Genomic DNA, 19,443 nt, shown 5'->3' on the forward strand with positions numbered 1-19,443 from the left:
ATGAAGATTAAATTTAAAGAAAGGGACAATTATATGTCTGATCAATTAAAACATCCAAATGTATTTAAAGCGCCCGAATTTGAAGTTAAAGATTGGATTGACGCTCATGGAGCTAAGACAAAACCGATAAAACTTTCAGATTTTAAAGGCCAATTTAAAGTGGTGTATTGTTTTCAAAGTTGGTGTCCAGGTTGCCATAAGAAAGGCTTGCCCGATCTTAAAAAAATGGTAGATGCTTTAAAAGAGAATAAGCATGTCGTTTTTTTAGCTGTTCAGACTGTTTTTGAAGGTCATCATGAGAATACGTATGATAAGCTTTTTAAGACCCAAAAGCAATATGGATTACACATTCCCTTTGGACATGATGCGGGAGATGATGGAAAATCCATTTCTAACATCATGAAGAACTACCAAACAGGTGGGACACCCTGGTTCCTGTTTATAGATAAGCATGACAATGTGGTATTTTCAGATTTTCATTTAAATCCTGATGCCGCAATTGATTTGCTTAAAACCATGTAAACTATGGAAACTAATATTAAGGTTTATGGGGCAGAAAGGTGCCACAAGACACAGTACTATAAAAGGATTTTAGACGATTTGAACTTAAAATATACATTTTTAGATGTTGAGACTAGTAAGGCCAATGCCGAGGCATTGCGAAATCTTTACGAAAGCAGAAAGCTTAATTTTCCAACCATAACCATTGGAGAGAGAAGATTAAGAAATCCATCGGAAAGCGATTTAAAAAAATGGATTGAAAAATTAGTATGAAGCTTAAGATAAAAGACATATTTAATAAAGAATTACCGGCCGACCCTGTGACCTTGAATACAAGGCGGCAGGTTTCAGAAGCCTGCTTTTCTTTTGTTACGCCTAAAAAAACAACAAAGCCTGAACTTATTCATGTTTCTGACGATATGCTTGAAAATTTAGGCTTGACCAAAGCAGATGGTGAAAGTGATGTTTTTTTAAAGGCCTTTACAGGTAATGTGGTGTTACCTGGAACAAAACCTTATGCCATGTGTTATGGCGGGCATCAATTTGGTAACTGGGCAGGTCAATTAGGTGATGGACGTGCTATTAATTTATGCGAAGTAGAACACAATGGTAAACGTTGGACACTACAATTAAAAGGAGCCGGTGAAACTCCTTACTCACGTACGGCAGATGGTTTAGCGGTACTACGTTCTTCTATTCGCGAATATTTGTGTAGTGAAGCTATGCATCATTTAGGAGTGCCAACCACAAGAGCATTGTCGTTGGCTTTATCCGGAGACCAGGTATTGAGAGACGTTATGTATGACGGAAATGCAGCCTATGAAAAAGGTGCTATTGTTTGCAGGGTATCACCGTCTTTTTTACGTTTTGGTAATTATCAAATATTAGCTGCCCGACAGGATATTGAAACCTTAAAAATATTGGTGGATTTTACCATAAAACATCATTTTTCACATTTAGGGATACCTTCAAAAGATACATACATACGGTTTTTTAAAGAAGTTACGGAACGTACTTTAGACATGATCATTCATTGGCAGCGTGTTGGTTTTGTACATGGGGTTATGAATACAGATAATATGTCCATTCTAGGTCTAACTATAGATTATGGGCCTTATGGCTGGTTAGAAGGATATGATTTTGGCTGGACTCCCAATACTACTGATAGGCAACATAAAAGATACCGTTATGAAAATCAACCTAATATTGGTTTATGGAATTTGTTTCAATTAGCAAACGCTATTTACCCATTAATTGAAGATGCCCCAGCTTTAGAAGCTATTTTAAATCAATATAAAACAGATTTTGACACACGCTCATTAAGTATGATGTGCTCTAAATTAGGATTACAAATAGAAAGAGAAGATGATAAATCACTAATTCAAAATTTAGAAGACCTCTTACATGTATCAGAAACAGATATGACCATATTCTTTAGAAACCTAAGCCATTTTAAAACGGAAAAAGCTTCAGAAGGATTACAGGTTGTCAATGAAGCTTTCTATAAACCGGATGATATAACAGGAAATAATAAAGAGAGATGGATACAATGGTTTAAAAGTTATGCTGCCCGATTAGAGCAAGAGGCTTTTTCAGATTCTCAGCGAAGGGAAAGTATGAATAAGGTGAATCCAAAATACGTATTGCGAAACTATATGGCGCAATTGGCTATTGCTGATGCAGAAAAAGGAGATTATAAACTAATAGACGAGTTATTTCAGCTTTTAAAGCAGCCTTATAAAGAACAACCGGAATATCAAAAATGGTTCGCTAAGCGTCCGGAATGGGCAAGACATAAGGTAGGCTGTTCCATGTTGTCATGTAGTTCGTAGATGGATTTAGAACAAAAAATAGCACTAGGAGGCGGTTGTCATTGGTGTACAGAGGCTGTCTTTCAATCTTTGAAAGGCGTAACAAAAGTGGAGCAGGGTTTTGTAGCTTCAACAAAAAACTACAGCACATTTTCTGAAGCCGTAATTGTCCATTTCAATCCGGAAGATATGGCTTTGAAAACTTTGATCGAAATTCATTTATATACCCACAAAAGTACTTCAGATCATTCCATGCGGACCAAATATCGCTCTGCAGTGTATGTCTTTTTAAAAGAACAAAAACAAAACGTTGAATGTATTATAGAAGGTCTTCAAAATAAATTTGAGAATAAATTGATAACACAGGTATTACCGTTTAAAGCCTTTAAAGCTTCACGGGAACAAATTACCAATTACTATTATAGCAATCCTGAAAAGCCTTTTTGTGAACGTTTTATTAACCCGAAACTAGAATTTTTACTAGAGCACTTTTCAAGTTATACAGACCAAAGTAAATTAAATCATTTAAACCATGAAAAGCACAAAACTTAATATTCAAAATAAAAAGGGATATAAATTACAAGCGTATTTAGAATTACCCGCTAATGAAAAGCCTCATTATTACGCGATTTTTGCACATTGTTTTACGTGTAATAGTACTTTAGGAGCTGTAAAGCACATAAGTAGGTCGCTTACATCTCATGGTTTTGGAGTGGTTCGTTTTGACTTTACAGGATTAGGGAGAAGTGAAGGTGAATTTTCAGAGAGTTATTTTTCAGCAAATGTAGAGGATTTAATAGCAGTTAATGATTATTTGAAACAGCATTATGAAGCACCAGGCTTGCTTGTAGGACATTCATTAGGCGGAGCAGCAGTAATTGTTGCCGCATCTCAATTAGAAAATATAAAAGCCATAGCCACTATTGGTGCACCTGCAGCAGTGAGTCATGTCACTCATTTGTTTTCACACGGTATTGAAGAAGTTAAAGAGAAAGGAGAGGTAGAAGTTAATATTGGTGGCAGGCCGTTTAAAATCAATCAGGAATTTGTAGCAGATTTTGGTAGCACCAACCTGCCGGAAATCACCAAAAACCTAAGAAAACCGTTATTGATTATGCATGCCCCATTTGATACAATTGTTGGCATTGACAATGCGCAAAAGTTATATCATAATGCACATCACCCTAAAAGTTTTGTAAGTTTAGATGATGCAGATCATTTATTGTCAAATTCAAAAGACAGTATCTATGTAGGCAATATAATTGGTGCCTGGGTACAGCGTTATTTTACACCAAAAGACAATATTGTTTTAGAGACTAAAGGTGAACAGTTAGTAGCGCATTTAAATCTACTAGAAGATAACTTTACAACAACCATTCAAACACAGAAACATCATTTAATTGCGGATGAACCAGATAGTATAGGGGGAGATGATTTTGGTGCTTCTCCCTATGATTTTTTAAGTGCCGGATTGGCAGCTTGTACGGTTATGACACTTAAAATGTATGCTGAACGTAAACAATGGGATTTACAGGAAGTTTTTGCTTATATCACCTATTCTAAAAAACATAGTGATGACTTAATGTTAGAGTCAGATACGCCAAAACGTATAGATCATCTGCAAAAACGACTTAAATTTGTTGGAGATTTAGATGAGGTGCAAAAAGAAAAACTTAAAGAAATAGCTTCAAAATGTCCGGTGCACAGAACCTTGCAAAGTGAAGTGGTTATTGAAACCGAATTGATAGGATAATTACTGAAAGATCAGTAACAAAGAAAAAAGAGAATCGCTAGGCCTTAAAACATGATGTTATATTGATGCTATGCTGCGTTAATCAGTACATTTCTTGCTGATTTAGTATTATATTTGTTTTACTGAGGCACTTTTAAACGGTTTTACTTCTTATTTTTATAAATAGAAACAAACACACAATGAAGTTTTTAAAATACACTTTTATAATAGTATTCCTGACACTTATCAATGCTTGTGCTACATATGAAGCTCAATATACAAATGAAAAACATCAGGAAACTACGTTTCCCAATAAAGATATAGTACACTCATTTTATCTCGTTGGAGATGGCGGTAACTCTCCAATAGGAACGTCAACTGAAGCTATAAAAGCATTTAAACAAGAACTAAGTAAAGCTTCAAAGCACAGTACCGCTATTTTTTTAGGAGATAATATTTATCCAAAAGGGATGCCCGAAAAGGATAAAGAAGGCAGGGCATTTGCCGAACATCAATTAAATGTTCAAATAGAGTCTGTAAAAGATTATAAAGGAAAAGTGATCTTCATTCCGGGAAATCATGATTGGTATAGTAATGGTTTAAAAGGCCTGAAAAGACAAGAAAAATATGTAGAAGATGCTTTGGGTAAAAACACATTTTTACCAGAAAACGGATGCCCAATTGAAAAAGTAGATCTGGCAAAGAATGTTGTTTTGATCATTATAGATTCAGAATGGTATATGACCAATTGGGATACCCATCCAACAATCAATGATGACTGTGAAATTAAAACCAGAGCAAAGTTTTTTGATGAACTGGAAGGGGAAATAAAAAAAGCACGAGGAAAAACTACAGTAATTGCTATACATCATCCTATGTTTACCAATGGCTCTCACGGCGGGCAATATTCTTTTGGGAACCATATGTCTCCTCTTCCAGTGTTGGGAAGTCTAAAAAACCTGATAAGAAAAACAGGTGGTGTTATTACGGTTGATGATCAAAATAAGCGTTATAATGAATTTAGAAAGCGTATTATTACACTGTCTCAGGAAAACGATAAAACTATTTTTGTTTCAGGTCATGATCATAATTTGCAATACCTTGTAGAAGATAACTTGCCGCAAATTGTAAGCGGGTCAGGTTCAAAAACAAATGCTACACGTAATGTGGGCGGTGGGCAATTTTCGTTTGGAGCTCAGGGGTATGCCAGGTTGGATGTGTTCAAAGACGGGTCATCCTATGTGCGTTTTTATTCAGGTGATACTATTGTTTTTCAAACACAGGTGCTTCCGGAGGATAAGAAAAAAGTGTTTACTACTTATCCGTCATCTTACCCTGCTAAAAAAGTAGCTTCAGTGTATTCAGAAGAAGAAACAACAAAAGGAGGATTATATAAATTCTTTTGGGGAAACCGATACCGTGAAGACTTCAGTACAAAAGTTATGGCTCCTACAGTAGATCTGGACACTTTATTAGGAGGTTTAACAGTTATTAGAAAAGGCGGAGGCCATCAATCCAAATCCTTACGTTTAAAAGACAAACAAGGCAGGGAGTATGTTATGCGCGCGCTTAGAAAAAATGCTGTACAATATTTACAGGCTGTGGCATTTAAAGATCAGTATATAAAAGGTCAATTTAATAATACCTATACAGAAGGCTTATTGTTGGATGTCTTTACCGGTTCCCATCCATATGCACCGTTCACCATAGGGAAGTTGTCTGATGCCGTAGGCATATATCATACTAATCCGGTACTGTATTATGTTCCGAAACAAAATGCTTTGGGGCACTTTGCAAGTGAATTTGGAGACGAGCTTTATATGATAGAAGAGCGTACAGATTCCGGACACGGTGATAAGGCCAGTTTTGGGTTTTCCAATGAGCTTATAAGCACCGATGATGTGTTAAAGAAACTGGTAAAGGATGAAGATTATGTATTAGATGAAGAGGCTTACGTAAGGGCACGTTTATTTGATATGCTTATTGGCGATTGGGATAGGCACGAAGACCAATGGCGTTGGGCAGAATTTAAAGAAAACGGAAAAACCATATACCGTCCGGTTCCCAGAGATAGGGATCAGGCGTTTTCAATTATGGCAGATGGGGCTTTATTAAGTGCAGCAACTAAAATTGTACCCGCATTGCGTTTAATGCAGAGTTATGACACTGAATTAAAAAGTGCTAAATGGTTTAATTTAGAACCCTACCCTCTGGATATGGCTTTAATAAATCAATCTGATAAAACTGTTTGGGATACTCAGGTAAGGTATATTATGGATCATTTAACGGATGAGGTTATTGATGAGGCCTTTAATGATTTTCCACCGGAAGTTAATCAAAATACGATTGCAGACATAAGGAAAAAGCTTATTGGCAGACGTGCTAATCTTCAAAAAATATCCGATTCCTATTATACGCATATAAATAAATATGCTGTTGTAAAAGGCACCCATAAGGATGATTGGTTTGATATTGAAAGGTTACAAAACGGACAAACCAAAGTTTCGGCATACAGAATAAAAAAAGACAAAAAAGCAGATTTGTTTCATGAGCGCACCTATACCTCGGCAGAAACCAGAGAAATCTGGGTTTATGGTTTGGATGATGATGACAGGTTTGAAGTATATGGAACAGGTGATGACCTTATTAAAGTACGGCTAATAGGTGGTCAAAATAAAGATAGATATAATATAATCAATGGTAAAAAGCTTAAGATTTACGATCAGAAGAGTAAAGAAAATGAGTTTATCACCAATAATGGAAGCATAAGATTGACGGACGATTACGAAACCAATATTTATGATTATAAAAAGTTAAAAAACAGTTCCAATAGTTTTGTGCCAACTTTAGGAGCAAATCCTGATGATGGTTTTAAAATTGGTTTTGTTAATACCCTGACTTATTATGGTTTTGAGCGTAATCCTTTTAGTTCGCAGCATACTTTTTCCGGGGCATATTATTTTGCCACTAACGGTTTTGATTTGGCATACAACGGAGAAATAGCAAAAGTTATTGGTAATTTAAACTTGGGGTTCAATGCAAACTTTACAAGCCCCAATTATGCCATAAACTTTTTTGGATATGGTAACCAAACTCCAAATCCGGAAGCTGATGATGATGACGGATTGGATGTTGATCTTGATTATAATCGCGTAAAATTAAAAACGTTAAGGTTTGAACCGGCTTTAATATGGAGAGGGCAATTAGGTGCGAGTTTTAAGCTAGGGGTTACTTATGAATCCATTGGCGTTCAAAAAACCGAAGGACGCTTTATTAATGATGCTTTTGTAGGTGATAATGTAGCTTTTAATGATGATTTCTATGGGATTAACGCTAAGTATCAATTTGAAAATTCAGATAATGAGGCCTTTCCAACATTAGGGATGCTCTTTGCTGTAAAAACAGGTTACACCAATAATATGAGTAAGTCTAAAGGATTTGGGTATATAATTCCGGAACTTGGTTTTGACTATAAGTTAATTCCAAGCGGACAATTGGTTTTAGCCACAAAGCTTAAGGGGCATGTTAACTTTGGAGATGATTTTGAGTTTTATCAGGCCGCCAATATAGGCGCAAATAATGGTTTAAGGGGATATAGAAACGAGCGTTTTACAGGAAAAAGTGCCTTTGTTCAAAGTACGGATTTACGCTTGAGTTTAAGGCAGTTAAAAACAGGTTTAATGCCGTTATATATAGGGTTTTATGGGGGATTTGATTATGGTAGAGTGTGGGTTGATGATGCCTTGTTATTAGACCCCAGTCACCATTCTGATAATTGGAACACTTCAATAGGCGGAGGATTTTTTGCTAATGCAGCAAATATGATGACATTAAATTTATCAGCCTTTCATAGTGATGATGGTTTAAGGCTGGCATTTAAATTAGGATTTGGCTTTTAATCTTTTTTTTTTTTCGATAAAAAATAGTTTGCCCCGTCCTAAAAATATTTTAGCCCAAAATATACCATGAGATTCTTATTTAATGTTGTAAATTAGTATGGCTACATTTTAAACCCTTAATATGAGAAAAAAACATCTTTTTTTTTTAATTCTTTTATGTAATAATTTTTTGTTTGCACAAAACAAAGATCAGATAAATATCGGATTTCTTTTAGATAATTATTCAGCTGAGGTAGCCCCCATTTTAAAGGATCTTAAAAGTGAAATAAAAGCAGTAGTTGGAGAAGATGCTTTGGTGGAGTTCTTACCATATGATATAGCTCCAAATAATTATAATATTGATAAAGTAACGGCTAACTATGAAGCATTAAATACAGGTGATGCAGACATTATCATAGCGTTTGGGCCTGTTAGTAATTTAGTGCTGGGGAAGCAAACTGTTCATGAAAAGCCAACCATATTGTTTGGTACTGTTAACAGTGATTTGGTGACTTTAGATGAAACACAAACAAGCTCAAGGGTACACAATTTCAATTACCTTATAACATCAGAGTCTTACAAGAAAGATATTGAAACCTTTAAGAGCCTGTACGATTTTAAAAATATAGCAGTTCTGGTTGAAAGTTTTTTACCTGATTTAATATCTATGAATGAGACGTTTGATGAACTCATGGCAGATTTAGGAGCTTCCTATACGTTGGTGCCTTACCAAACTGTAGAAGATATAAAGGGAAAATTGAATGGCGTTGATGCGGTTTATTTAACGGGAGGTTTCTTTTTTAGAGATTCTGAAATCAAAGATTTGGCTCAATTTTTTATAGATAATAAATTACCGTCATTTACACAAACTACTATAGAAGATGTACAGCTGGGTTTAATGGCTACCAATCAGGCCAAAGAGAATTTAAACCAGTTTTATAGAAGAATAGCACTTAATGTGGAACGGATTGTAAATGGTGTGGATGCCTCTGATCTACCCACCTTTATTGATAATAATGATGTGTTAACAGTTAATTATAATACCGCAGAACGTTTAAATGTACCCATAAAATACAGCTTAATAGCACAAACGAATTTTGTGGGAAACTTTGGTGAAATATCAGCTAAAAGAAAATATAACCTTTTAGATGTAATGAATGAAACCGTAAAGAATAACTTATCATTACAATCAAAGAAAAAGAATATAGACCTTAAAGCACAAGATGTTAATACGGCTAAAAGTAATTACTTTCCTGATGTTTCAGCATCGGCGCAGGGAACTCATATAGACCCTAATTTGGCAAAAGCGTCCGGAGGGTTAAATCCGGAATATAGTACCAGCGGAAATATCACCTTGAGACAGAACCTGTTTTCAGAACAGGCAAATGCTAATATTACGGTAGAAAAGCAATTAGAAAAAGCAGAGCGTGAAAATTATAATACCGCAGAATTAGATGCTATTTTTGATGCCTCAACAGCATATTTTAATGCTTTAATTCTTAAAGCTAATACAAGAATACAATCTCAAAATTTAGAGTTAACCAAGAGGAACTTAGAAATAGCCAAGCAAAATTTTGAAGCAGGGCAAACGGGAAAAACAGATGTCTTGCGTTTTAAAAGTGAATTGGCTCAAAATACTCAAACTTTTGTTGAAGCTCTAAATCAATTAGAACAGTCGTTTTTAGCACTTAATTTGATCTTAAATAATGACATGGATTCTAAAATAGATGTTGAAGATGTAGAACTGACCAAAGGCATTTTTGAAGATTATAACTATAAACAGTTAGGAGAATTTATTGACGACCCTACAGCTCGAAATTATTTTGTGAAATTTTTAATTCAGGAAGCCAAAACTAATGCTCCGGAGCTTGCATCACTTAATTATAATATCAAAGCTAATGAACGCGTATTAAGACTCAATAGTTCAGGTCGTTTTGTGCCAACATTGGCTTTACAAGCACAATACAATAAGCATTTTAACAGGTGGGGAGAGGGTAGTACACCAGGTTTGGGCTTTGATAGTGATTATAACGTGGGCTTAAGCTTATCGCTTCCTATTTTTCAACAGAACCGCCAAAACATAAATAAGCAAATAGCTCATATACAACAAGACCAGTTAAATTTAAACAAAAGCAATGTAGAGTTAAGTATAGACCGAAATATTAATGAGGCCGTTTTAGAACTTGTTAATGAAATTACTAATATAGAACTATCAAGAATTTCAGAGGAAGCCGCTAAAGAAAGTTTAGAATTGGTGCAAACCTCTTATTCTAACGGTGCGGTTAATATTATCCAGCTATTAGATGCACAACGTAATTTTTTAAATGCACAATTGTCACAAGCCAATGCCATTTATAATTATTTATTGGGCTCTATGAAGCTAGAACGCTATTTGGGTAGTTATTTTTTATTGAACACCGAAGCTGAAAATGAAGCATTTATTCAGCGATTTAATGCCTTTTTATTGAATCAAAACTAAAATACTGTCAAAAAGATGAAGTATAGAATTAAATTATTACTATTAGTGGTTGTAATCTTAGTTGCATCCTGTGGAAAAAAGAAAGAAGAAGAAATAAAAGTCATCAAACCAATAAGCTATCAAGAAGTAGGGTATTTAGGTGGTGAAAAATCAAGAACTTTTAGCGGAACTTCAAGAACAGATAAAGTGGTTAACTTAAGCTTTAGAAGTGCCGGGATTGTTACTGTTTTTGATATAAAAATAGGACAACTGGTTGAAAAAGGGCAGCTTTTAGGCAAGCTGGATAATGTGCAGGCACGATTAAATTATGAAAATGCGGTTTCTTCCTTAAATAGTGCTGAATCAGAAATGAATACCAGCAAGTTAAATTTAGATAGAACAAGATCCTTGTATGAAAAAGGAAGTTCCTCCCTGAGTGATTATGAGTCTGCAAAAAACATATTTAGAACAGCTTCGGCAAGTCATCAATCAGCAAAAAGGACAGTGGCTATACAACAAGACCAAATTACCTATGGCTATTTGTATGCGCCGGAAGATGGAACCATTGCATCCATATCAGCAGAAGTTAACGAAAATGTTAATGCCGGATATGTAGTAGCTGTACTTAATGTTAGCGGCGATATGGAAATTAGCCTGGGATTACCTGAAAGTGTTATTAATAATGTAAAACAAGGTATGAATGTAGCTATTTCGTTTTCTTCTATAGGCTCAGGCGATTTTAAAGGCCAGGTATCAGAAGTAGCCCCTTCAATTGATGCCAGCACCTCCACCTATCCGGTTAGGGTAAAAGTACTAAACCCCACATCAGAGATAAGATCAGGTATGGCAGCAAGTGTGACATTTAATTTTGGAAAAGATGTCAATAATGAAAACGTACTGGTAATACCGGCAAAATCTGTGGGAGAAGATGATAAAGGAAATTTTGTGTTTCTGATAAATGATAAAGATGGATTAGGAACCGTAAAAAAGCAACATGTAAAAATAGGAACGCTAACCTCAGAAGGCTTTCAAATCCTAGAAGGTTTATCTCATGGTGAAAAAATTGCCACAGCAGGTTTGCAAACCTTATTGGATGGCCAGGAAGTAAAATTATAGTCTATAGTAATTTAATTAGATATTAATGAATTTAACACAGTTTTCAATAGAGAAAAATAGGATTACAATTACTGTACTAACTACTATAATTATCATGGGCTTGGTGTTATATCAATCTTTGCCCAGAGATAGTATGCCTCCCTATACGGTTAGAGTGGCTACAATAGTTTCTCAGTTTCCCGGAGCCAGTCCCATGCGGGTAGAGCAATTGGTTACTGATAAAATTGAAAAAACCTCACAGGAATTACCAGAATTAAAGAAGGTGACCAGTACATCCAGAACAGGGCTGTCTGTAGTTACGGTAACCTTAAAAGATGAGGTGAAACCACAAGACCTACAGGATGTTTGGGATAGATTACGAAGAAAATTAAGTGCTATTCAAGGGCTTCCTCAAAATGTAAATCCGGATTTACAAGATGATGGTATAGGTGAAGTATATGGAATTGCAATAGGGCTAACATCAGATGGGTTTTCTTATGCGGAAATGAAAGACTATGCAGATGATATTAGAGACGACTTAATCAAACTTGAAGATGCTGCAAAAGTGGAGTTGGGCGGTTTTCAGGAGGAACGCATTTTTGTTGAGTTTGACAATGCCAAATTAAAGGAGTATGACCTATCTGCAAGTAAATTGCAAAGTATCATCACCTCGACAAATATTTTGAGCTCAGGGGGCGAAATTAATGTAGAAGATGAGCGGATTATATTAGAGCCAACAGGTAATTTTAATTCGGTAGAAGATATTAGAGATATGCTTATTCCTGTGGGAGATGGTAGTCAATTGGTGTATTTAAGTGATATAACCAAAGTGAATCACGGGTATAAAGAACCATCTACACAAAGCGTAAGGATTAATAGTAAAGAAGCTATTTCTTTGCATGTCAATTTAAAGCAGGGAGCAAATATTATCAAATTAGGAGAAGGTGTTGACTTGGTAATGGATAAGTGGGAGACAAAACTTCCGGTTGGATTAGAGCTCACCAGGCTGGCTTCAATGGATACTTATATTGATTTTAAAATTGAAAACTTTATAGGTAATTTATTGCAATCCATAGTAATTGTTCTTGTGGTTATGTTGGTCTTTTTGGGTATCAGGTCCGGGTTGGTCATTGCCAGTTTAATTCCAATAGTTGTTATAATGACTTTAATGATTATGGGGGTTATGGGCATTGGTTTAAATCAGGTAACCTTAGCGGCATTAATAATGGCACTTGGTATGATGGTAGATAATGCCATTGTAGTAGCCGAAACCGTCATGGTAAAAATGGATCAGGGGATAAGTGCAAAACAAGCAGCCATAGAATCCTGTAGCGAGCTGCTTACCCCATTATTAATTTCAACCTTAACAACTTCAGCAGCTTTTCTTGCTTTTTATCTTGCTGAATCAATAATGGGAGACATTGTAGGTCCAATATTTGTGGTGATTTCAATAGCGTTGTTGTCGTCATGGATCATGGCTTTAACAGTAATTACATTATTTTGTTTCCTATTCTTAAAAGTTAAGCCTAAAGCTGAAGTTAAACCAAGTTTTATTGATAGAACCATTAGTGCATTAAAAGTGTATTATAAAGATATTATTCTTTGGGCATTGGCGAATAATTGGAAAGTGATCATTGGTATTTTTGCTATGTTTTTTCTGTCTGTATATGGATTTACTAAAATAGAATTTGTGTTCTTTCCGGATAGTGATAGAAATTTAATCACAGTAGATATTAATTTGCCACAGGGAACCAAAATAGAGCGTACTTCTGATATTGTACTTGATATTGAAAATTATATGCGGGATTCCCTGCAGATTTCAGAGTCCAGAGTTAACGGAATTATAGATTGGTCTTCCTATGTAGGAAAAGGTCCTGAATCATATGACCAGGGGTATACACCGGATGAGGCAAATTCAAGTTATGCTCACCTATTGGTTAATGTATCTGATGCTATTTATAACAATGCTATGATTAATAAGCTGGACGCATTTTGTTTCAATCAATTTCCTGATGCTGAAGTTAAAGTTGGTGCCTTAGGCTCAGGAGGAGGAGGAACTCCTATTGAGATAAAGGTTTCAGGGCCAAACCCTGACGAGTTGTCCAAGATCTCCGAATCTATTAAGTTGAAACTATCAAATATCTCCGGAACAAAAAATGTAAAAGATGATTGGGGGCCAAAAAGTAAAAAGTTTGTTATTGATATAGATCAAAACAGAGCTCAGGTAGCAGGAGTAACAAGTCAGGACATAGCAACATCCCTGCAAACGGTATTAGATGGTTTTGTAACCGGAGAATACAGAGAAAATGATAAGTCTATACCCATTGTAATGCGAAGTGAGCTTAGCCAGCAACAAACATTAGAATCGTTAGAAACACTAAATATTTTTGCTCAAAATTCTGGAAAAAGTGTGCCTTTATTACAGGTCGCAACTATTGTTCCGCAATGGCAATATTCAAAAATCAGAAGGCTGGATTTAAATAGGACCATAAACGTTTCCAGTGAATTGAAAGAAGGAGGTAATGCATCCAGTATTACCGGTGAAATTAAACCGTGGTTAGATGAACAGGTTAATACATGGCCGGAAGAATACACCTATCAACTAGGGGGAGATGCAGAGAATACCGCAGAAAACATGGGAGCCGTTTTAAAATATTTACCGCTTTCAGGTTTTATAATCTTGCTATTGCTTATTATTCAATTTAACTCTTTTAGGAAAATGGCTATGGTAACTTTAACCATTCCGTTAGGTATTATTGGAGTGGTTATAGGCTTACTTACCTTTCAGGAACCTTTTGGCTTTATGCCCTTTTTAGGGGTGATCTCATTAGCCGGGATAGTAATTAATAATGCCATTGTCCTGATTGATAGAATAGAAGTAGAGCAGACCACTTTAAAACGCTCCGTTCAAGATTCTGTAATTGCAGCTTGCCTACAACGGTTTAGGCCTATCTTGTTAGCTACCTTTACTACGGTTTTAGGGCTGATACCCTTATACCTTAGTGGCGGAGAAATGTGGGAAGGAATGGCTGTTAGTATTATGGTTGGCCTGTTGTTTGGTACAGTGATCACACTGCTTTTTATTCCATCATTCTATAGTATTTTATTTAAGGTTAATTATAAAGCGTATAATTTTAATAACGAGTTGTTAGAAGATTAATATGACGTCCAAACTATATAAAAATAGATTTGAATTATTTTTTATTAGCCAATTATTAATTCTTTTTGGGTCATTAATTATTCCAATTGAATTTTTTCGGGAAACCTTAATGCCTATATTGTTCTTATTTAATATAGCTTCAGGAATTATCCTGATTTCAAAAAAGAAAATACATACCTGGGGGCTGATTATTTTATTTTGTGTGTCACTACTACTACTGGCAATTAATATTGTTCAGCAGAAGGATGATGATGCATTATCGTTTATAGGATTCGGTGTTTATTTTCTTTTCTATGCTACCGTTACTGTAGAGATTATAAGGCAGGTGTGGAATGCTAAAGAGGTTAATAAAAATGTAATAGTAGGCTTAATGAGTGGTTATGTATCATTAGGCTTGATTGCTTTTTTTGTTTTTTCCAGTATTGAGTTGTCTGACCCCGGTGCTTTTAAAGGTTTACTATTTCAGGGAACAGACTTTTCAGGAAAACTAGATAGCTTATTATACTATAGTTATATAACTGTGCTGACTATAGGGTACGGAGATATTGTTCCGGTGACTTCCATCGCACAAAAGGCGGCCATGTTTGTGGGCTTATGCGGGCAGTTTTATATTGTAATTATTACAGCGGTGGTAGTACAGAAGTTTTTGGCATTTAATGATTCAAGAGAAAAAAAGGATTAAGACTAGTGTTATTTTGATTGCAACGTCATAATTTTTCCTTCACGTAAAATAGTGATTTCAAATGTGGAGTCCACATTCAAACTGTTAGCAAAGTCGGCTATCTTAACTAAAGCTTCATCTGTTGTATCATATTTAATACCATTAAAGCTCAAAATAATATCACCACCCAGAATAAGTTTTTGACGTCCTATAGTGACTTCAGTATCACCTTCTCTAACACCCATTTTTCCAAAAATAGAAGTGGTAACAACACGTTGTACCAGTAAACCGCTTCGTTGAGGTAGATTGAATATTTTTGCCTGTTTACCTGTTAAAGAATATAATTCTGCACCAAACCAGGGCATTTTATTGTTTAATAATAACCTGGTGGCCAGATTAGAACTGGAAGCAAAACCAATGCCGTCCGAACCACCTGATTTAGTGGTTATATGGCTTACAATGCCAACAACCTCTCCATTAAGGTTGAACATTGGTCCTCCCGAATTCCCTTGGTTAATAGCAGCATCAGTTTGAATGAATTCAGTATTCAAAAAAGGGTTTTTTCCAATGGTTTGCTTTCTAAAACCGCTAACATAACCTGAAGACAATGAAAAGCCAACACCCAAAGGAACGCCAACAACAAATACCTGTTGTCCTATTTTCATCTTATCAGAATCACCAAATTTAACTATTGTGGCATTTTCTTTAGGCCTGGATAATCCCAATAAAGCAATATCAGCACTCTTATATGATGTTAAAACCTGAGCGGCTATAACATCTCCATCCGCAAACTGTACCATTAAGCTTTGAGGAGCTTGTACAACATGTGCAGCAGTAATAACTAATTGATTGCTTACCATAAACCCTGAACCTAAACCATTGCTTGATACTCTTTCGGAGGTATTACTTGCGGTGGTAACAATAGTATTCTCTTTAGTTATAATAGCCACCACTGCAGGACTTACCTTTTCATAAATTTTAGAAATGTCCTGAGCGTTTAAGGCAAAAGAAGATATTAAGAATAATATAAGGGCTTGAAAAGACGTGTTCATTTTAGTAAAAAATTATAGAAAGTAAAGTTAGTGCTTTTATATCTTAAAAAAGGAAGTTTTGAATGATTTGGGCTCATTTTTAGTTGAGCTGCTATTGTTTAGTTTAGTTCCGGAATAACACATCTTATGACCTTATTTGGTTAGTTCAATTAAGTTTTTGCCATTTTAAACAGGCTTCAGAAATAGTTTTGCTCCCAACTTAGACAGTATTGTTTAAGGCGAAATTAAAACAAAAAAAATGAAACGATCAATTAAATTAATGCTAACTGCAATAGCTTTCAGTATTGCGGTTAGTGCACAAAATGTAAAAGAAGGCGTTCAGAATACCAAACAAATTTTGGAAGGTAAACAGGATCTAGAACGCGATATTGGGGAACTTCAGGCTTTAATGACAAGTCTGGATTTATTTAAAAGTGCCTATGAGTCTAAAGACCTGAACAAAGTAAATACTTTAAAGAAAAGTATAGAAAATGATATGGTGCGCGAGGTCCGGCAAAGTGGAGAGAAAGCCAAAAAAGCAAGGATGGAAATCGCACAGAGTTCGTCTGAGATCAGGTCAGATCGCAGAGAGATTCGTAATAATAGAGATGATTCAAAAAGAGAGATATATGACAGACATGATGATAAACGGGATATGGCAAGGGACCAGGCAAATAAGAGCGATGATAAGCGTGACAGGCGTGATGATATAGCCGATTTTGAACAACAAATAGCCCGGGCAGAAAAACAGGCATCAATATTAAAATCAATAAAAGGCCTTAATTTTAGTTCTTCCGACGCGGAGGCCTCATTAACCAATAAGAAGTTGTTGGTAGAATTTATAGAAACCATGAAGCAAGATATCGCAGCTACAAAAAAAGAACTGGCAGAGGATAATAGAGAGTTAAGGGAAGATAGTAGGGAACGACGCGATGATAGAAATGAACGACACGAAATTGAAATCAGGAGGCCTAGATTTTCATAGTTAAAAAACCAAAATGGTTAAGCCCTTTATAATTATAAAGGGTTTTTTTATGTCCTGAGGTTAGGGCTGTAAAAGATATGTTTAATTCGCTTGGGGTTTAAGCCGTTTTACCTTTAAAATTGGGCGTTTCGGGCATGTAAGTCAATTTTTATGTACATGTTGGAGGTATATTTGAGTAGGAAATAAAAGTAATAACAACAATTATAAAATCATTAAAACAATAAAGCCATGAAAACAATTAAAGATATATTAAGAAAGCAATTCATTGTAGATTGGAAAAACATTAAAGATATAGCCTTAGATGAGTCTAAACGAGTTTATTCATTACATGATTATAATGAAGATTCCATTTTATTTATCTAAAGGAAACCAGGAAGTTTAACAATTAAAAATAAAGATTATGAAAAAGGTGTTCAAAAAAATAGGAGTACTGGCCTTTGTTCTAGTGTTATTTAACTGTTCAACAGTACAAGTGGTAAACTCATGGAAAGGTGATGAAACTCATGGGGTTAATGGAAAAGATGTACTTGTAATTACAAAAGCTGATGACCATGTTGCAAGAGTGAGGTTTGAAACCGATTTGGTACAAAATCTTAATGAGAATGGGATTAATGCATCAGAAAGCTTTAAACTTTTTCCAGAAATGAGTTTGTCCAGGGAATTAAGTCAAAAAGAATTAAAGGCAATTAAAAAGAATATAAAGTCAAATGGTATAGATGTGGTTGTATTAACCGCTCTAAAAAGCATAGAAGAATATACAAAAACAGATACTACAGGTCCTGATTATTATATGCACATGCACCCCATGTATTACGGTAGAGGTTTTGGTAGAGGGTTTTACGGATATTATAATTCATTTTATATAAACTCAACTCCAATAACCAGTGTGACATCAAAAGGGAAAAAGTATATTTTGGAAACATTGACCTATGATTTAACAAAACCCGCGGACAATCAATTATTATCTGTTATTACCACAGAAATTGATAACCCGGAAACCCTTGGAGTAACGTCAAAAGATTTTTCAAAGAAGATAGCGAAAGAGTTAGTAAAATAGTTTTTTTGATTGGTTAGTTTGGTTAACTGCCGGAGTGATATTCATTACTTCGGCAGTTTTTTTGAAACCTCTAAGGCAGTTGAAATGATGAATGAAATTTAGCTTTTTAAGTAAAAGGAAATGGAAGGAGGTATAACATATCTGTTGTTCAAAAAGCTTCACTTGACTTAAAAGTTGTTTTACTTAAGCTTTTGGGCGGTTCACTTAAAATATCCCAAATAATAAGAGGTTTGTAAGTAAATTTGAATAAGAAATTAAAAAATAAAGCAAGAATTCTTATAAGAAGCATATGATATAGAAGATAGTTTTTTTGATTGGTTAGTTTGGTTAATTGCCGGAGTGATATTTATCACTTCGGCAATTTTTATTAACCCCTATTTAAACATTATCTGTTGAAAGTTTACAAAGCAGAATTCAGGTGTCAATTTAGGTTGATGTACTATTATGTATAGGGTTTAATGGCTTCACTGTATTCAGAAGTAGTTTCACTTATGCTTATAGTTACTTCACTTAAAAAGCACCATTAAATACAGGTTTCTAAGGTATTTTTGCTTGAGAAATAATAACTAAAAAATAGTAAAATAAGAATTATGAAAACGGGATTTATAACAATGATAGGAGGCGTATCAATTTTGGTTTTAACATCTGTTGGAATAAAAAAGGATGGTGAATTATTACACAAAAACTTTGAAATAGAAGGGCAGTATACTCTTGAAAATAATGAAATGGAAAAAGCAAGATATACTACTGAGTTCAGAGATATAGATGAGGAAGACAGTATTCTGGAAGTAGAAGATATTAAGCTATATCAAATAGAGGAAGAAGTGAATTTTGGATTTGATACAACGCAACATTTACCCATGGATTTTAATCCATATCAAGGCTTAAACTCTAAAGAAGAAATTGATTTTGAGGAAAAACTAGTGTTTGAAATGGTGTTTAATGATGGCACAGAAGAAGAGATTGTTGAGATTGAAGAGGTTATTGTTTATGAAATAGACAACACTATTTAAAAAATCTTTTTAACCCCGTGATGATTAATAGCAATTCTCTGAATTGAGACTGCCTTTGGGG

The 19,443-nt window shown here is 35.0% G+C and carries 15 protein-coding genes; 14 read left to right on the forward strand and 1 reads right to left on the reverse strand.

Features of this window, described 5'->3' with window-relative positions; all coding sequences use genetic code 11:
* From VOI54_RS07080 to VOI54_RS07125, 10 genes are all read left to right on the forward strand, one after another.
* On the forward strand, nt 1-522 hold the full coding sequence (locus VOI54_RS07080) for a peroxiredoxin family protein (protein WP_326282025.1): 522 nt from the start codon (nt 1-3) through the stop codon (nt 520-522).
* 3 nt (nt 523-525) lie between these two features.
* Entirely contained in the window at nt 526-774 is a 249-nt protein-coding gene (locus tag VOI54_RS07085; protein ID WP_326282026.1) for a glutaredoxin family protein, read from the forward strand.
* On the forward strand, nt 771-2,333 hold the full coding sequence (locus tag VOI54_RS07090) for a protein adenylyltransferase SelO (protein ID WP_326282027.1): 1,563 nt from the start codon (nt 771-773) through the stop codon (nt 2,331-2,333). The genes VOI54_RS07085 and VOI54_RS07090 overlap by 4 nt, the downstream gene beginning before the upstream one ends.
* Complete coding sequence (locus VOI54_RS07095) at nt 2,334-2,864, forward strand: peptide-methionine (S)-S-oxide reductase (protein ID WP_326282028.1); 531 nt, start codon at nt 2,334-2,336, stop codon at nt 2,862-2,864.
* Nucleotides 2,845-4,065 (forward strand): bifunctional alpha/beta hydrolase/OsmC family protein, encoded by a 1,221-nt coding sequence (locus VOI54_RS07100; RefSeq protein WP_326282029.1) that lies wholly within the window; start codon nt 2,845-2,847, stop codon nt 4,063-4,065. Before VOI54_RS07095 ends, VOI54_RS07100 begins: the two co-directional genes overlap by 20 nt.
* Before the next feature lie 179 nt (nt 4,066-4,244).
* On the forward strand, nt 4,245-7,943 hold the full coding sequence (locus tag VOI54_RS07105; protein WP_326282030.1) for a metallophosphoesterase: 3,699 nt from the start codon (nt 4,245-4,247) through the stop codon (nt 7,941-7,943).
* A 121-nt stretch (nt 7,944-8,064) separates the two neighbouring features.
* Nucleotides 8,065-10,401 carry a TolC family protein gene (locus VOI54_RS07110; RefSeq protein WP_326282031.1) on the forward strand — a complete coding sequence of 779 codons (2,337 nt, stop codon included), beginning with the start codon at nt 8,065-8,067 and terminating at the stop codon, nt 10,399-10,401.
* A gap of 15 nt (nt 10,402-10,416) precedes the next feature.
* Nucleotides 10,417-11,496, forward strand: a complete 1,080-nt coding sequence (locus VOI54_RS07115; protein WP_326282032.1) for an efflux RND transporter periplasmic adaptor subunit — start codon at nt 10,417-10,419, stop codon at nt 11,494-11,496.
* 25 nt (nt 11,497-11,521) lie between these two features.
* Complete coding sequence (locus VOI54_RS07120) at nt 11,522-14,635, forward strand: efflux RND transporter permease subunit (RefSeq protein WP_326282033.1); 3,114 nt, start codon at nt 11,522-11,524, stop codon at nt 14,633-14,635.
* A 1-nt stretch (nt 14,636) separates the two neighbouring features.
* On the forward strand, nt 14,637-15,317 hold the full coding sequence (locus VOI54_RS07125; RefSeq protein WP_326282034.1) for an ion channel: 681 nt from the start codon (nt 14,637-14,639) through the stop codon (nt 15,315-15,317).
* 8 nt (nt 15,318-15,325) lie between these two features.
* Here VOI54_RS07125 and VOI54_RS07130 read toward each other — a convergent pair whose 3' ends face one another.
* Nucleotides 15,326-16,348: a S1C family serine protease gene (locus tag VOI54_RS07130; protein ID WP_326282035.1), complete on the reverse strand. Its 1,023-nt coding sequence runs from the start codon at nt 16,346-16,348 to the stop codon at nt 15,326-15,328.
* Nucleotides 16,349-16,586: 238 nt separating this feature from the next.
* On the opposite strand from VOI54_RS07130, the gene VOI54_RS07135 reads away from it, so the two are divergent.
* From VOI54_RS07135 to VOI54_RS07150, 4 genes are all read left to right on the forward strand, one after another.
* Complete coding sequence (locus tag VOI54_RS07135; RefSeq protein ID WP_326282036.1) at nt 16,587-17,312, forward strand: hypothetical protein; 726 nt, start codon at nt 16,587-16,589, stop codon at nt 17,310-17,312.
* Nucleotides 17,313-17,540: 228 nt separating this feature from the next.
* Nucleotides 17,541-17,675 (forward strand): hypothetical protein, encoded by a 135-nt coding sequence (locus VOI54_RS07140; protein ID WP_326282037.1) that lies wholly within the window; start codon nt 17,541-17,543, stop codon nt 17,673-17,675.
* Nucleotides 17,676-17,712: 37 nt separating this feature from the next.
* Complete coding sequence (locus VOI54_RS07145) at nt 17,713-18,369, forward strand: hypothetical protein (RefSeq protein ID WP_326282038.1); 657 nt, start codon at nt 17,713-17,715, stop codon at nt 18,367-18,369.
* Nucleotides 18,370-18,959: 590 nt separating this feature from the next.
* The gene (locus VOI54_RS07150) at nt 18,960-19,382 is read left to right on the forward strand and encodes a hypothetical protein (RefSeq protein ID WP_326282039.1); all 423 of its coding nucleotides are present in this window, start codon (nt 18,960-18,962) and stop codon (nt 19,380-19,382) included.
* Nucleotides 19,383-19,443 lie beyond the last annotated feature (61 nt).

Origin of the sequence: Alterotamlana spongicola (assembly GCF_035818475.1) — a bacterium.
Taxonomy (GTDB): domain Bacteria; phylum Bacteroidota; class Bacteroidia; order Flavobacteriales; family Flavobacteriaceae; genus Cognatitamlana.

What these genes read in the sequence shown, in the direction of transcription:
- VOI54_RS07080 (WP_326282025.1), top strand. Translation starts at nt 1, where the DNA reads ATGAAGATTAAATTTAAAGAAAGGGACAATTATATGTCTGATCAATTA.
- VOI54_RS07085 (WP_326282026.1), top strand. Translation starts at nt 526, where the DNA reads ATGGAAACTAATATTAAGGTTTATGGGGCAGAAAGGTGCCACAAGACA.
- VOI54_RS07090 (WP_326282027.1), top strand. Translation starts at nt 771, where the DNA reads ATGAAGCTTAAGATAAAAGACATATTTAATAAAGAATTACCGGCCGAC.
- VOI54_RS07095 (WP_326282028.1), top strand. Translation starts at nt 2,334, where the DNA reads ATGGATTTAGAACAAAAAATAGCACTAGGAGGCGGTTGTCATTGGTGT.
- VOI54_RS07100 (WP_326282029.1), top strand. Translation starts at nt 2,845, where the DNA reads ATGAAAAGCACAAAACTTAATATTCAAAATAAAAAGGGATATAAATTA.
- VOI54_RS07105 (WP_326282030.1), top strand. Translation starts at nt 4,245, where the DNA reads ATGAAGTTTTTAAAATACACTTTTATAATAGTATTCCTGACACTTATC.
- VOI54_RS07110 (WP_326282031.1), top strand. Translation starts at nt 8,065, where the DNA reads ATGAGAAAAAAACATCTTTTTTTTTTAATTCTTTTATGTAATAATTTT.
- VOI54_RS07115 (WP_326282032.1), top strand. Translation starts at nt 10,417, where the DNA reads ATGAAGTATAGAATTAAATTATTACTATTAGTGGTTGTAATCTTAGTT.
- VOI54_RS07120 (WP_326282033.1), top strand. Translation starts at nt 11,522, where the DNA reads ATGAATTTAACACAGTTTTCAATAGAGAAAAATAGGATTACAATTACT.
- VOI54_RS07125 (WP_326282034.1), top strand. Translation starts at nt 14,637, where the DNA reads ATGACGTCCAAACTATATAAAAATAGATTTGAATTATTTTTTATTAGC.
- VOI54_RS07130 (WP_326282035.1), bottom strand. Translation starts at nt 16,348, where the DNA reads ATGAACACGTCTTTTCAAGCCCTTATATTATTCTTAATATCTTCTTTT.
- VOI54_RS07135 (WP_326282036.1), top strand. Translation starts at nt 16,587, where the DNA reads ATGAAACGATCAATTAAATTAATGCTAACTGCAATAGCTTTCAGTATT.
- VOI54_RS07140 (WP_326282037.1), top strand. Translation starts at nt 17,541, where the DNA reads ATGAAAACAATTAAAGATATATTAAGAAAGCAATTCATTGTAGATTGG.
- VOI54_RS07145 (WP_326282038.1), top strand. Translation starts at nt 17,713, where the DNA reads ATGAAAAAGGTGTTCAAAAAAATAGGAGTACTGGCCTTTGTTCTAGTG.
- VOI54_RS07150 (WP_326282039.1), top strand. Translation starts at nt 18,960, where the DNA reads ATGAAAACGGGATTTATAACAATGATAGGAGGCGTATCAATTTTGGTT.